The following is a 12,843-nucleotide window of genomic DNA, read 5'->3' as shown; positions in this document are numbered from 1 at the left end:
CCCCCCCCCCCCCCCCCCCCCCCCCCCCCCCCCCCCCCCCCCCCCCCCCCCCCCCCCCCCCCCCCCCCCCCCCCCCCCCCCCCCCCCCCCCCCCCCCCCCCCCCCCCCCCCCCCCCCCCCCCTCTTAAGATGTGTATAAGAGACAGGCCGCCTTCAGTGCCGGCCGCGCCGCGTGCCGCCGCTCCGGCCGCTCCGGCTCCGGCGCCCCGCGCGGCCGCCGCCCCCGCTCCTGCGCGCGATCCGATCGCCGATCTCATCAATGGCGGCGACCTGCGTCCGCCGGCCGATGTCAGGTCCGCCGGACGCGCCGCGGCGGCGCCGCGCACCTGATACGCGGCGCCTGATATGGCGCGCCTGACCAGCGATTTCTGGGTTTCGGCCTATCTCCGGCAGGCGGGGCTCGATGGCCTCGTCGCCGTGCTGCGCCGCCGCGGCGCGCGCGAGGCGGGCGCCATCTTCGTCAAGCTCGACCGGTTGGACGGTACTGCGGCGCTTTACGGCCCGGCGCCCCAGGCGCTGGCCGAGGATGACGGCGAGCGCCGCTTCCAGCTCCTGCTCGATGCCGATCCCCTCGCGATAGAGGACCGCGTCGCGCGTGAACTGCGCTTCGACGGCGACCTCTGGCTCGTCGAGATCGAGAACCGGGCCGGAGATACGCGGCTTCAGCTCGTCGAGAGCTGACGCTGCCGATGGAAGCGGCTCAGCCGCGTTCGCGCTTTGCTCCGATCTTGCCGAGGACTTCCGACATGGCAGGCTGCGCCTCCGGCCGGGCATGGCCGGCGCGGGCCGGCGTTCCGCTCGGGTCCATCGCCGGCTGATGCTGGCCCCGCCGGTGCGGCGCCGCCGCCGTGGTGCCGGCGATATGCATCGCCAGGCGGAAGGCGATGGCAGGCTTCACAGAGCGCATCAACGCGACCAGTGCGAAGATGCGCTCGACCGAGTGGGCGGCATCGTCGCCGAGGCGGATCAGGAAACGGGTCGCTTCCTCGACGGTGGTGCCGCTTGCGGTCAGCGCCAATGCCGCGAGATCCCGTGACGCATCGGCCGCCATGGCCCCCGCGAGCGGCGCGCCGCCGCCGAGATGCTCGGCGATGGCGGAAAAGGCGGCGTCGCGATCCTCGGCGGCGAGATCGAGCCAGTCCGCGAAGACCGGGCCGGACAGGGCCGGACGCCGCTCGCTGGGATGCAACGCCTCGCGGGCCATCAGCGATTCGATGATCGCGAGGCGCCGTTCGGCGCCGGCATGCAGGAAAAGCGGTGCGAGCTCGATATTGGACAGGTCGGGTCGCGCCAGGAGGCCCGGCCGATAGGCCGGCTCGATCCGCGCCCGCGTGATCAGGCTGTCGACGGCTGCGCGCGGCATCGGCGCGCTGTGATTGGCGATCAGGGCGAGGTCCAATTCGCGATTCCCGGCCGCGACCAGCATGATCACGGCCTGGGCGTTAAGGTCGGAACGGACGGCAATCGCTGCGCGCATCGCTTCGTCCCCGGATTCGACCAGGCCTTCGAGTTCGGCCTCCTGAACGGGCATGCCGTGGCGCAGCAGCTCCGCCAGCACCGCGCCCCCCTTCGCGGCGAGCCCGGCCATGACCGGTCCCGGCGTGTGCGGCCAGCCGGCGAGCTTGCGCGCCAGGATGAGCGCCGTCGCCTCGTCGATGCCCGGCAGCAGAGCCTCGGCCATCTCGCCGAAGGCGGCGAGGTCGCCCGGCGACGGTTGCGGCGTGGAGAGCAGCAAATCCGCCTTCACCCGCAGCGAGATCGAGCTGAGGTCGAGCCCGCCCTCACGCGCCAGGCGGGCGAGATCGGCAAGTTCCTCGGAAACGGATGCGGGCATGGCAGGCTCGGGAAGGGAAACCGACGGAAGGGCAGCATTAATCCCCGACTGTTAAGGCCGCGTTAACCATGTCCGGGCCTGATGGGCTTGCGGGACTTTGCGATCGGTGCTGCCCGCACCTCGCCGATTCTCGCGTTGCAACTCTGGCGCTGGATAAGGAGGCGCATCATGGCCGTCGTCATCCCCTTTGCGCCGCAGCGGCGCCCCCGTCAGGCTTTCGCCTGCTCCCTTCCGCCGCGGACGGCGGAGATCCTGTTCTTCACGGGCGTGCGTTACGAGCGCGCGCCCGAGGCGCGGCCGGCGGCCGCGAAGACACCCGCCTCCGGTCGGGCCCGCAAGGTCGCAGTTCGCAAGAGCGCGCGCAGGCAGCCTGCGTGACAAGAGCGCTGGCCAAGCTGCTGCTCGCCATGCTGGCGGCTGCCTCCGTTTCGGCCTGCACGGCGACCACGGGCGATCTCGGCCGGCCGCGCCCGACGATCTGGTCGCAATTGGTTGCGCCCGAAGCTGGCTTCTGGTCCGCGACCTTCCGCGACGAGCAGGCCTCCTATTTCCGCCTGACCGATGACGAGGAGCAGATGCGCGACCGCGCCTGGCGCTTCGTCATGCCGTCGAGCCCGAACAGCGTCTTCCAGGGAGAGGTCTCCAATCTCGCCCATACGCGCATCCTGCCGGTCGCGGCCCAGTCGACGGACGTGTCAGACTATTTCCGCGGGTTGACCTCGATCTCCTTCGCCTCGCAGGCCTCGCGCTACAACCGGCTGGCGGAAGATGCCAATGCCGATCGCCTGCTGATCGGCCCCTTCCGCGCCAATGCGGGGCGCGTCGTGAACATGGACCGGGTTCGCATGCGGACCGTCGAAGGCTCCCCCGATGTGCCCGTCGACAAGCAGGCTCCGGCCTATGCTCGCGTGGTCGAGAACGAGGGGCTGGTCTTCTGGGTCTGCGAACGTGTCGATTTCCGCATCCGCAGCTACCGCTACGCCCTGGCCAATCTCGTCGTCGAGATGCCCTCCCGCGAGGCGGTGAAGGCCGAGCGCGCGATCATGGCGCTGGAGATGGAGGCGCGGCCCCTCTGCCAGATGCAGCTCAACGGCGCCTTCGGCGAAGACGGCAAGCGCCCGGTCGTCTACAAGGGCTAGGGTCTCTTGGCTTTCCGCGGAAACGCGCCGTTATCCCATGCTTGATCCGGGATCCATCGAAAGGCGGCGCACGCTACGATGGATCCCGGATCGCCGCTGCGTTGCGTCCGGGATGACGTGCTCCTGAAAATTATTTGGAGCCTTGTTCAGTTCGCCGCTCCGCAGGCGACGCCCGTGGCCAGCGCTTCCGCATCGGCCCGGTCGGAGGGCAGGCGCATCAGGACGCGCGCCACGATCAGCCCTTGCTCGGCATCGGACACGACGCGCAATTCCCGGCTGGTCTCGCCTTCGTCGTCGGCGGCGATGCGCTCGTCGCGCTGGGCCTCGGTCATCACCAGGAATTCGAGCGTGCCGCGGATCGCAGCGCGATCGGTGATGGCATAGAGCACGCCGCCGCCTTGCCGGTGCAGCGTCAGGCCGAGCGGCAGCGTGCCGGTGCGGGCGACGATCCGGATCGGGCCCGCCGAAAGATCGTAGCTGCAGATGGCGGTGACGACATTGGGATCGGCCTCGCGCAGGGCCGGCAGGCCCCCGGCATTGCCCGGCAGGGGGATAGGCTCGGCATGGCCTTCGGTGCCGAGCGCGCGATAGGCATGGGCGGCATCGTGCCGGGAGAGGGCGGGTATCGCCAGGACCGTGACGATATGCACGATCGCCGCGAGGATCAGGCCGGCGAGCGTCGTCATCGCGAAGCGCGCGAGGCCGGCGCGCAGGCGTGGCCGCCAGCCGGCGAAGGCCGAAGGGTGCCGCTGCGGCGGATCGTGGCTCACGGCGCTCATCGGCAATCGACGCGCGTGATGCGCGGCAGGTTGGTGGCGCGTGTCTCGCCGGTCTGGCTCGAGATCGGTGTATCATAGAGCCGCAGGCGGATCTGGAAGCGCCCGCTCGCCGGCAGCGGCAGCCAGTTGCCGGCCTCAGGCGTGGCTGCGGCGATGATGGCGAGCCCGCCATCCTCGGGGCGGACGATTTCCGAATCGGTGAAGCTGGTGCGCTCCAGCGGCAGGCTGAACGGCAGGCCGTCGCTATCGGTGACGCCGATGGTCCAGCCGCGCGTCGTCGGCGTCGTTCCGGAAAGTTTGTAGCGGCAACGCCCGTCCAGTGGCTGCCCTGCATCGTCCCGATCCGCGATCAGTTCGAGCCCTTCGCCGGAGCCGAGCGGCAGATGGACGCCGCGGGCGAGATAGGCCCGCATATAGGGATCGACATCGCGGCTGCCGCTGCCCGGCCAAGCCGTCCAGGCGCCGACCTCGACCCGGCCGATCGCCGGGCGTCCGGCCACTGCCCAATGCGCGGTGCCCAGTCCGAGGCCGCCGCCGAGGGCGAGGATATAGGCGAGGTCGAGAATCCGCACGCTGTCCTTCCGCCTGGGCGTTCGCAGGGCGAGTTGACCCGCCGCGCCGATGGTCGTCAACAACGGCTTGTGGGCGTCAGCGCACTCTGGGCTCGCTGCCGGTGATGTCTCGGGCGCCGACCTGCATCGGGCGGCTGGCGACACGCCGCGGCTCGACGGCCTTGAACATCGTGCTGACCGCCGAGAGCACCTCGAAGGACTGGCGCGGCATATGGCCGGCCGCGGCGCCGAGCGGCGCCGCGGCGCTGCCGGCCTTGGCGACCGCCACACCCTTCGGGTCGGCCGTGGGTACGCCGGGGATCGGCTTCAGCTCAAGCCCCTGATGGGCGAACTGCATGATCTCCTTCCACGTCATCGCGGGAAGCGAGCCGCCGGTCATGTTCGCGGTCTCGGCGGAGTTGTCGTTGCCGAACCAGACGGCGCCGACGAGATTGCCGGAATAGCCGACATACCAGGCATCCTTGTAGCCATTGGTCGTGCCGGTCTTGCCGGCGGTTATGACGCCATCGAGCGCGGCGCGCCGGCCGGTGCCCTCGATCGGCACCTTGGAGAGCATGAAGTTCATGTCCTGCGCCACCTGCGGGCTCAGCACCTGCTTGGGCTCAGGCTCGTCGCGGTCGTGGCGATAGATCACCTCGCCCTGCGAATTGGCGATCTCGATCGCCGCATAGGGCTTGGCCCGGCGCCCGCCATTGGCGAGGACGGAATAGCCGGCGGCCATGTCGATGACGGTGACCTCGCCCGCGCCGATCGGGAGCGAAACCGTATCGGTCAGCGGTGTGGTCAGGCCCATGGCATGAGCCATCTCGACGATTTTCTTGCGCCCGATCGCGGCGGCCCGCGCTTCATGCGTCTCGCCGGTCGCCTTGCCGATCGCGATCGACATCTGCACGGGGATCGAATTGATCGACTTCGCCAGCGCGACGGTGAGCGGCATCGAACCGGCAAAAGAGCCGCCATAGTTCTTCGGGCACCAGTTGCCGATGCAGACCGGGCGGTCTGTGACGATGGTATTCGGCTTGTAGAGCCCGGCCGAGAGCGCTGTCGCATAGACGAAGGGTTTGAACGAGGAGCCCGGCTGACGCTGGCCTGCGGTCGCCCGGTTGAACTGGCTTGCGCCATAATCCCGCCCGCCGACGATGGCGCGTACCGCCCCGTCCGGATCCATGATGACGGTCGCCGCCTGCTTCACCCGATAGGCTGGCCCGTGCTGACGCAGGATCGACTCGATCGCCTCGTCGGCGCGTTCCTGGATCGCGATGTCGTGCGGTGTCTTCACCGTCAGCACGCGATCGGCGCCGAGCTTGCCCTCGGCCGCGAGCTCCTTCACCGCGTCGAAGGCCCAGTCGAGATAGTAGTCGGGGCTGGAATCGCGCTTGCGGTCGACCGGCGTCGCCGGGTTGCGCTTGGCGCTGTCGACCTGGCCCGCCGTCATGAAGCCGGCATCGACCATGGCGTTGAGCACGTCGTTGGCCCGTGCGCGAGCCGCCGGCAGGTTGACATGCGGCGCGTATTTCGTCGGCGCCTTGAACAGGCCGGCGAGCATCGCGGCTTCAGCCAGCGAGACGTCCCGCACCGACTTGCCAAAATAATATTCCGCCGCGGCCGCCGCGCCGAAGGTGCCGCCGCCCATATAGGCGCGGTCGAGATAGAGCTTGAGGATCTCGTTCTTGGTCAGCCGCGTCTCCAGCCAGAGGGCGAGGAAGGCTTCCTTGATCTTGCGGTCGAGCGAGCGCTCGTTGTTGAGGAACAGGTTCTTGGCGAGCTGCTGGGTCAGCGACGAGCCGCCCTGGACGACGCCGGAGGCGCGGGCATTGACGGTCACGGCCCGGAACGTGCCGATCAGGTCGATGCCGAAATGGTCGTAGAAGCGCCGGTCCTCGGTGGCGAGAACCGCCTTGAGCAGATGGTCCGGCATCTCCTCCAGCTTCAGCGAATCGTCGTGCCGGGCACCGCGATGGCCGATCGGCGCGCCGTAGCGATCGAGGAAGGTGACGGCCAGGACCTGGCTCTTCAGCGCCTCCTCGTTGCCGATCCGGAACGCGGGCAGGGCCAGCATCAGCAGGAAGAGCGCGACGACGATGCCGATATTCAGGCCTTCGCTGGCGAACTCGGCGGCGATGCGCTTGCCGCCGCTGACGGTCAGGCGGTCGGCGGCGCTGCGGATGCGTTCATGGATCTCGCCGGCCCGGCGCCCGGCGCCCCACAGGCCGGCATCGAGCCATGAGTCTGCGGCGAGCGCGAAGCGCTTCAGCCGCGTCCTCCAGCCAGCCTTCCTGAACTCCATGGCCGTTCCAGGCTTCCGATGGCCCCCCTGCACAAGTCCTGCCGTGTGGTTGTCCACTTGGCAACAGCAGAGCGCCCGGGAAGAACAAATGGGGATGTCCTGCATCCGAATAAGAGGCGGGACGGTAAATTTCTTGGGTAGCGGCGAGGCATCTGCGGGCGGGAATGGCCTTCCATCTTGCCGCCGGCGGGCGCATAAGCCTGCCATGACGCAAACCCCGCCCAAAGAGCAGCCTTTCTGGCTGACGACGCCGCTAGAGGCGATGTCGAGCGAGCAATGGGAATCGCTCTGCGACGGTTGCGGCCGCTGCTGTCTGGTCAAGCTCGAGGACGAGGATACCGGGCGCATCTTCGCGACCGATGTCGGCTGCCGCCTGTTCGAGGCCGGCACCTGCCGTTGCCGCGATTATCCGAACCGCTCGCAGAAGGTGCCCGATTGCGTGACCCTGACGCCCGAGGAGGTGCGCACGCTGCCCTGGCTGCCGCCGACCTGCGGCTATCGCCTCGTCGCCGAGGGCAAGGACCTGCCCTGGTGGCATCCGCTGGTCTCCGGCGATCCCGAGACGGTGGTTGCCGCCGGTATCTCCGTGCGCGGCCGCGTCTTCGCCAACGAGGATGAGATGCCCGAGGAGGAGGTCGCCGAGCGCATCGTCAACTGGCCGCTGCGCTGGCCGCGCGCCGCGCGCGGGAAGGGGGCCTGACGCAACCGGCCGTGCTATTGCGCTGCATCAGCCGATGCTGCACACGCTCATTGATTGTTCATGTCGGTTTGGGCATGAGCGCCTCATCCCCGCTGCCGGTGACCATAGGTCATTGGCGGCACACACACGAAACTTTCAGGCCGGCGCGGCGTTTGCCTCGTCCGGTTGAACAGAAGAGGCTATGTGATGGCAGGTGGGAAGTGGGTCTACACCTTCGGCGACGGCAAGGCCGAGGGTGAGGCGGGAATGAAGAACCTGCTCGGCGGCAAGGGCGCGAACCTCGCCGAGATGAGCAATCTGGGCCTGCCCGTTCCACCCGGCTTCACCATCACCACCGAGGTCTGCACGGCCTATTACGACAACGGCAAGAGCTTCCCGCCCGAGCTCGACGGGCAGGTCAAGGCCGCGCTGGCCGGCATGGGCAAACTTACCGGCAAGACCTTCGGCGACCCGGCCAATCCGCTGCTCGTTTCGGTTCGCTCTGGTGCGCGGGCGTCGATGCCAGGCATGATGGACACCGTCCTCAATCTCGGCCTCAACGACGAGACGGTCGAGGCGGTCGCGAAGGCCTCGGGCGACGAGCGCTTCGCCTGGGACAGCTATCGCCGCTTCATCACCATGTACTCCAACGTCGTGCTCGATATCGACCACGGCCTCTTCGAGGAGGCGCTGGAAGACTACAAGGAGCGCAAGGGCCTCCATCTCGATACCGACCTCTCGGCGGCCGACTGGAAGGTGCTGGTCGGCAAGTACAAGGACATCGTGAAGAAGGCGCTCGGCTCCGACTTCCCGCAGGACCCCGAGAAGCAGCTCTGGGGCGCGGTCGGCGCCGTCTTCTCCTCCTGGATGAACGCCCGTGCCATCAAGTATCGCGAGCTGAACAGCATTCCCGCGAGCTGGGGCACGGCGGTCAACGTCCAGTCGATGGTGTTCGGCAACATGGGCGACACTTCCGCGACCGGCGTCGCCTTCACCCGTAATCCCTCGACCGGCGAGAACGCGCTCTATGGCGAGTTCCTGATCAACGCGCAGGGCGAGGACGTCGTCGCCGGCATCCGCACGCCGCAGGACATCACCGAGAAGGCGCGCATCGAGGCGGGCTCCGACAAGCCCTCGATGGAACGGGAGATGCCGGAGGCCTATGCCGAGCTCTGCCGCATCTACGGCATCCTCGAGAAGCATTACCGCGACATGCAGGACATGGAGTTCACCATCCAGGAGGGCAAGCTCTGGATGCTGCAGACCCGGTCCGGCAAGCGCACTGCGAAGGCCGCGCTCCGCATTGCGGTCGAGCTCGCGACCGAAGGCCTGATCACGCAGGAGGAGGCCGTCGGCCGCGTCGAGCCCGGCGCGCTTGACCAGCTCCTGCACCCGACGATCGATCCGAAGGCCGAGCGCCGCGTGCTGACCACCGGCCTGCCGGCCTCGCCCGGCGCCGCCGCCGGCGAGATCGTCTTCAATTCCGACGATGCCGAGGCCGCCAAGAAGGCCGGCCGCAAGGTCATTCTCGTTCGCGTCGAGACGAGCCCCGAGGACATCCACGGCATGCACGCCGCCGAGGGCATTCTGACCTCGCGCGGCGGCATGACCTCGCATGCGGCGGTCGTGGCCCGCGGCATGGGCAAGCCCTGCGTCTCCGGCGCCGGCCAAATCCGCATCGACTATGCCAAGGGCACGCTCTCGATCGGTCCGACCACGCTGAAGGCCGGCGATTTCGTCACGATCGACGGCGGCAACGGCCAGGTCCTGCTCGGCGAGATCAAGATGCAGAAGCCGGAGCTCTCCGGCGAATTCGCGACGCTGATGGGCTGGGCCGACAAGGTCCGCCGCCTCAAGGTCCGCGCCAATGCCGAGACGCCGGAGGACGCCAGGACCGCCCGCGAGTTCGGCGCCGAGGGCATCGGCCTCTGCCGCACCGAGCACATGTTCTTCGAAGGGGACCGCATCCAGGCCGTCCGCGAGATGATCCTCGCCCAGGACGACAAGGGTCGCCGCGCCGCGCTCGCCAAGCTCCTGCCGGTGCAGCGCCAGGACTTCGTCCAGCTCTTCACGATCATGAGCGGCCTGCCGGTGACGATCCGCCTGCTCGATCCGCCGCTGCACGAATTCCTGCCGCAGGGCGACAAGGAGATCGGCGAGGTCGCCGCCGCGCTCGGCGTCACGCCGGATGCGCTGCGCCAGCGCGCTGCAGAGCTGCACGAGTTCAACCCGATGCTCGGCTTCCGCGGCTGCCGTCTGGCCGTCGCCTTCCCCGAGATCGCCGAGATGCAGGCCCGCGCCATCTTCGAGGCGGCGGTCATCGCCGCCAAGGAGACCGGCAAGCCGGTGATCCCCGAGGTGATGGTGCCGCTCGTCATGGGCAAGCCCGAGCTCGATCTCGTCAAGGCCCGCATCGACGCCATGGCCAGGGCCGTGATCGAGGAGAGCGGCACAAAGATCGACTATCAGGTCGGTACGATGATCGAACTGCCGCGCGCCGCCTTGCGCGCGGCCGAGATCGCCGAGAGCGCCGAGTTCTTCTCCTTCGGCACCAACGACCTGACGCAGACGACGCTCGGCATCTCGCGTGACGACGCCTCCTCCTTCCTCGGCTCCTACACCGCCAAGGGCCTGCTCGACGCCGATCCCTTCGTCACGATCGACCAGGAGGGCGTCGGGGAACTGGTTAAGCTCGCCGCCGAGCGCGGCCGCAAGACCCGGCCCGGCATCAAGCTCGGCATCTGCGGCGAGCATGGCGGCGACCCGGCCTCGATCGGCTTCTGCGAGAGCGTCGGCCTCGACTATGTCTCCTGCTCGCCCTTCCGCGTGCCGATCGCCCGCTTGGCGGCCGCGCAGGCGGCGCTGGGGGCGATCAAGCCGAAGGATGGCTGAGCTCGCCGAGGCCCGGTGCGAGGCCGGTGACCGGTCTTGCCGGGTGCCGGCCGGACGGGCTAGCGTTCAGCCATGCAGACGACGATAGGCCACCTCGCCCGCCCGTTCGGACGGCTTTATTACGAGGTTACCGGCCAGGGGCCGCCGATCGTCTTCGCCCACGGGCTTGGTGGGAACCATCTCTCCTGGTGGCAGCAGGTCGCGCATTTCAGTGGGGCACACACCTGCGTAACCTTTGCGCATCGCGGTTTCGCGCCGTCGGATCCGGTCGAGAACGGCCCTGATCCGGAGGACTACGCCGGCGATCTCGCGGCGTTGATCGACCATCTTGGTCTCGATCGGTCTGTCCTCGTGGCTCAATCCATGGGCGGGTGGAGCTGCCTGCGCTATGCGCTCGACAATCCCGGCAAGGTCTCCGGCCTGATGATGGCCTGCACGACAGGGATGCTCGATTTCCGCAAGGGAATGCGCGACATCTCGGCTGACCTCGCCATCTGGCAGGCGCGGGCGGATGAGGCGGCTCCGCGCTGGGGCGAGGCCGGCATCCACCCGGCTTGCGGCGAAGGGTTTGCCGCGCGGTCGCCCGCGCTCCATGAACTCTATAAGGCGATCGACAGATTGAATGCGGGGCTCGACAAGGTGGCGTTGCGTCGGCGCCTCGCCCTCTCGCGGCATCGTTCGCCGAGCGAAATCGCGTCGCTGGGCTGTCGGGTTCTGTTCCTGTCCGGCGCCGACGACCTCGTGGTGCCGGCTTGCGGTCTCGACGCCGTTGCGGCCGAGGCACCGGACGCACGCTTCGTGCTTGTGCCGGATGCAGGGCACTCCGTCTATTTCGAAAACCCAGTCCGCTTCAACGCCGAGCTGGATGCTTTCATTGCCGGGTTGAAGGTCTGAACCTGTGCCCGAGCGCTCTCTCACCACCATCGGCTTCGATGCCGACGACACGCTCTGGCAGAACGAGCAGTTCTTCCGGATGACGGAGGATCGCTTCGTCGCGCTGCTTGGAGAGCATGGCGAAGCGGCTGAGATTTCCGGGCGCCTGCTCGAAGCGGAAAAGCGCAATCTCGGCTTCTACGGTTTCGGCATCAAGGGCTTCGTGCTCTCGATGATCGAGACGGCGATCGAGATCACGCGCGGCCAGGTGCCTGCTTCCGTGATCGGCGAAATCCTCGCTGCCGGCCGCGAGATGGCTGCCCACCCCGTCGAGACCTTGCCGCATGTCCATGAGACGCTCGAATCGCTCGCGGGCGGGTACCGGCTGGTACTGATCACCAAGGGCGATCTCTTCGACCAGGAGCGCAAGCTCGCCCAGTCCGGTCTCGGCGATTTCTTCCACGCGGTCGAGATCGTCAGCGACAAGAAGCCGGAGACCTATGGCCGCATCTTCGACCGCCATGGCGACGGGGCAGGGCGGGCGATGATGGTCGGCAACTCCCTGAAGTCCGATATCCTACCCGCGCTGGAAGCCGGGTCGTGGGCCGTCCATGTCCCGCATGAGCTGACCTGGGCGCTGGAGCATGCCGAGGAGCCCGTGGGGCATGGTCGCTATCACGCGATTCCGGATCTCGGACCCTTGCGCGGTCTCATCGAGCAGCTCGTTCGCTAATCCGTCGGCCGCCGGGCGCCGCTGGCGGCGGGATCAATCGACCCAGAGGCCGCGCTTACGGTGCCAGTCCTCGATCGATTCCTCGGGATAGTCGTCGAAGCTCTGGTCGTTCGGCCCGATCGCCGGCTCGACCCAACTGGCCTTGAACCGCAGCATGATATGGGTCTTTTCGGGCGCGTGCGGCAGGTGGCTGTCGATCGCGGAGGCGAAGGGGTGCAGCAGCTCCGGCCAGCGCGGGTCGAACAGCCAGAGAGCGGTGCCGCAGGCGGTGCAGAAGCGGCGTTGCGCTTGCGAGCGCTCGCAGGCGCCGTCATCGCCCCTGATATCCGCGCTGAAGCTGCCGATCTTGCCTTCGCCCTCGACCTTCAGCGTTGCCGCTTCGGCCGAGAGATTGATCGCGAAGCCGCCGCCGCCCGCCGTCTTCCGGCAGATCGAGCAGTAGCAGAGCTGATAGGGAACCGGAGCCTGGCTCTCGACCGAGAAATGGACGGCGCCGCAGCGGCAGGAACCCTTGAGCGTGATCGGCATGACGAGCCTCCCTTCCAGCCAAACCCGGGCTCGCCCGCTCTGTTCCAGGCGCTGTCGAGCCCCTTGCTGGACCAATCTTGCATTTCGTGCTATCCGCACCGATGTATGACGAGATGCGGCCGGGTTCTGGCCAATCCTCCGCGCGGGCAATCCGGTCGGCGGGCACGATTCAGATCCACCACACATCGCTACAATACCATTGCAAGACGTCCGCGCGTCGAGCTTTGGGTCGCAACGATACGCGGATCTGAAACGTAAGGATTCTGGAACTATGGAAAAGGGCACCGTGAAGTGGTTCAACGCCACCAAGGGCTACGGCTTCATCACCCCTGAGAACGGCGGCCAGGACGTGTTCGTCCACATCTCCGCTGTCGAGCGCGCCGGCCTGCGCGAGCTGCGCGACGGTCAGGTCGTCTCCTTCGAGCTCATTGCCGATCGCAAGACCGGCAAGACCTCGGCCGGCAACCTCGTCGTCGCCTGAGCCGATACCGATCGACCGGGAGAGCCCTAAAGCGGCCCCGGTCCAC

At 68.1% G+C, this 12,843-nt stretch carries 13 protein-coding genes and 1 pseudogene; 9 read left to right on the top strand and 5 right to left on the bottom strand.

Features of this window, described 5'->3' with window-relative positions; all coding sequences use genetic code 11:
- Together JHD80_RS11090 and JHD80_RS11085 are read left to right on the top strand one after the other, a co-directional pair.
- Positions 1–330 (top strand): annotated as a pseudogene (locus JHD80_RS11090) (hypothetical protein); the annotation flags it as partial.
- A gap of 15 nt (positions 331–345) precedes the next feature.
- Positions 346–681, top strand: coding sequence for a DUF1491 family protein (locus tag JHD80_RS11085; protein ID WP_199087006.1), 336 nt, complete (start codon positions 346–348; stop codon positions 679–681).
- Between the two features lie 19 nt (positions 682–700).
- On the opposite strand, the gene JHD80_RS11080 is transcribed toward JHD80_RS11085, so the two are convergent.
- Positions 701–1,834, bottom strand: a complete 1,134-nt coding sequence (locus tag JHD80_RS11080; protein WP_199087005.1) for a DUF2336 domain-containing protein — start codon at positions 1,832–1,834, stop codon at positions 701–703.
- A gap of 168 nt (positions 1,835–2,002) precedes the next feature.
- Here JHD80_RS11080 and JHD80_RS11075 point away from each other — a divergent pair, with 168 nt between their 5' ends.
- Both JHD80_RS11075 and JHD80_RS11070 read left to right on the top strand, forming a co-directional pair.
- Complete coding sequence (locus JHD80_RS11075) at positions 2,003–2,212, top strand: hypothetical protein (RefSeq protein ID WP_199087004.1); 210 nt, start codon at positions 2,003–2,005, stop codon at positions 2,210–2,212.
- Entirely contained in the window at positions 2,209–2,973 is a 765-nt protein-coding gene (locus tag JHD80_RS11070; protein WP_199087003.1) for a hypothetical protein, read from the top strand. The genes JHD80_RS11075 and JHD80_RS11070 overlap by 4 nt, the downstream gene beginning before the upstream one ends.
- A 146-nt stretch (positions 2,974–3,119) precedes the next feature.
- Here the strand turns inward: JHD80_RS11070 and JHD80_RS11065 are convergent, their stop codons facing one another.
- The 3 genes from JHD80_RS11065 to JHD80_RS11055 all read right to left on the bottom strand — a co-directional run bounded on the left by JHD80_RS11065 (position 3,120) and on the right by JHD80_RS11055 (position 6,611).
- Positions 3,120–3,752, bottom strand: coding sequence for a DUF1254 domain-containing protein (locus JHD80_RS11065; protein ID WP_199087002.1), 633 nt, complete (start codon positions 3,750–3,752; stop codon positions 3,120–3,122).
- Positions 3,749–4,324, bottom strand: a complete 576-nt coding sequence (locus tag JHD80_RS11060; protein WP_199087001.1) for a DUF1214 domain-containing protein — start codon at positions 4,322–4,324, stop codon at positions 3,749–3,751. The genes JHD80_RS11065 and JHD80_RS11060 overlap by 4 nt, the downstream gene beginning before the upstream one ends.
- A gap of 76 nt (positions 4,325–4,400) precedes the next feature.
- A complete protein-coding gene (locus tag JHD80_RS11055; protein WP_199087000.1) occupies positions 4,401–6,611 on the bottom strand; it encodes a transglycosylase domain-containing protein in 2,211 nt (736 codons plus the stop codon).
- Positions 6,612–6,816: 205 nt separating this feature from the next.
- Between JHD80_RS11055 and JHD80_RS11050 the strand changes: the two genes are divergently transcribed.
- The 4 genes from JHD80_RS11050 to JHD80_RS11035 all read left to right on the top strand — a co-directional run bounded on the left by JHD80_RS11050 (position 6,817) and on the right by JHD80_RS11035 (position 11,788).
- On the top strand, positions 6,817–7,311 hold the full coding sequence (locus JHD80_RS11050) for a YcgN family cysteine cluster protein (protein WP_199086999.1): 495 nt from the start codon (positions 6,817–6,819) through the stop codon (positions 7,309–7,311).
- Between the two features lie 186 nt (positions 7,312–7,497).
- On the top strand, positions 7,498–10,182 hold the full coding sequence (gene ppdK, locus JHD80_RS11045) for a pyruvate, phosphate dikinase (protein ID WP_199086998.1): 2,685 nt from the start codon (positions 7,498–7,500) through the stop codon (positions 10,180–10,182).
- Between the two features lie 72 nt (positions 10,183–10,254).
- Positions 10,255–11,076 carry an alpha/beta fold hydrolase gene (locus tag JHD80_RS11040; RefSeq protein WP_199086997.1) on the top strand — a complete coding sequence of 274 codons (822 nt, stop codon included), beginning with the start codon at positions 10,255–10,257 and terminating at the stop codon, positions 11,074–11,076.
- Between the two features lie 4 nt (positions 11,077–11,080).
- Positions 11,081–11,788 (top strand): HAD family hydrolase, encoded by a 708-nt coding sequence (locus tag JHD80_RS11035; protein ID WP_199086996.1) that lies wholly within the window; start codon positions 11,081–11,083, stop codon positions 11,786–11,788.
- A 33-nt stretch (positions 11,789–11,821) separates the two neighbouring features.
- On the opposite strand, the gene JHD80_RS11030 is transcribed toward JHD80_RS11035, so the two are convergent.
- Positions 11,822–12,316, bottom strand: coding sequence for a GFA family protein (locus JHD80_RS11030; protein WP_199086995.1), 495 nt, complete (start codon positions 12,314–12,316; stop codon positions 11,822–11,824).
- A 271-nt stretch (positions 12,317–12,587) separates the two neighbouring features.
- Here JHD80_RS11030 and JHD80_RS11025 point away from each other — a divergent pair, with 271 nt between their 5' ends.
- The gene (locus JHD80_RS11025; RefSeq protein WP_199086994.1) at positions 12,588–12,797 is read left to right on the top strand and encodes a cold-shock protein; all 210 of its coding nucleotides are present in this window, start codon (positions 12,588–12,590) and stop codon (positions 12,795–12,797) included.
- Positions 12,798–12,843 lie beyond the last annotated feature (46 nt).

It is taken from the genome of Allobosea sp. ASV33, from assembly GCF_016428755.1.
GTDB lineage: Bacteria > Pseudomonadota > Alphaproteobacteria > Rhizobiales > Beijerinckiaceae > Allobosea.
This window is presented reverse-complemented; position numbering and strand designations above follow the sequence as displayed.

What these genes read in the sequence shown, in the direction of transcription:
- JHD80_RS11055 (WP_199087000.1), bottom strand. Translation starts at nt 6,611, where the DNA reads ATGGAGTTCAGGAAGGCTGGCTGGAGGACGCGGCTGAAGCGCTTCGCG.
- JHD80_RS11085 (WP_199087006.1), top strand. Translation starts at nt 346, where the DNA reads ATGGCGCGCCTGACCAGCGATTTCTGGGTTTCGGCCTATCTCCGGCAG.
- JHD80_RS11050 (WP_199086999.1), top strand. Translation starts at nt 6,817, where the DNA reads ATGACGCAAACCCCGCCCAAAGAGCAGCCTTTCTGGCTGACGACGCCG.
- JHD80_RS11075 (WP_199087004.1), top strand. Translation starts at nt 2,003, where the DNA reads ATGGCCGTCGTCATCCCCTTTGCGCCGCAGCGGCGCCCCCGTCAGGCT.
- JHD80_RS11080 (WP_199087005.1), bottom strand. Translation starts at nt 1,834, where the DNA reads ATGCCCGCATCCGTTTCCGAGGAACTTGCCGATCTCGCCCGCCTGGCG.
- ppdK (WP_199086998.1), top strand. Translation starts at nt 7,498, where the DNA reads ATGGCAGGTGGGAAGTGGGTCTACACCTTCGGCGACGGCAAGGCCGAG.
- JHD80_RS11040 (WP_199086997.1), top strand. Translation starts at nt 10,255, where the DNA reads ATGCAGACGACGATAGGCCACCTCGCCCGCCCGTTCGGACGGCTTTAT.
- JHD80_RS11065 (WP_199087002.1), bottom strand. Translation starts at nt 3,752, where the DNA reads ATGAGCGCCGTGAGCCACGATCCGCCGCAGCGGCACCCTTCGGCCTTC.
- JHD80_RS11025 (WP_199086994.1), top strand. Translation starts at nt 12,588, where the DNA reads ATGGAAAAGGGCACCGTGAAGTGGTTCAACGCCACCAAGGGCTACGGC.
- JHD80_RS11030 (WP_199086995.1), bottom strand. Translation starts at nt 12,316, where the DNA reads ATGCCGATCACGCTCAAGGGTTCCTGCCGCTGCGGCGCCGTCCATTTC.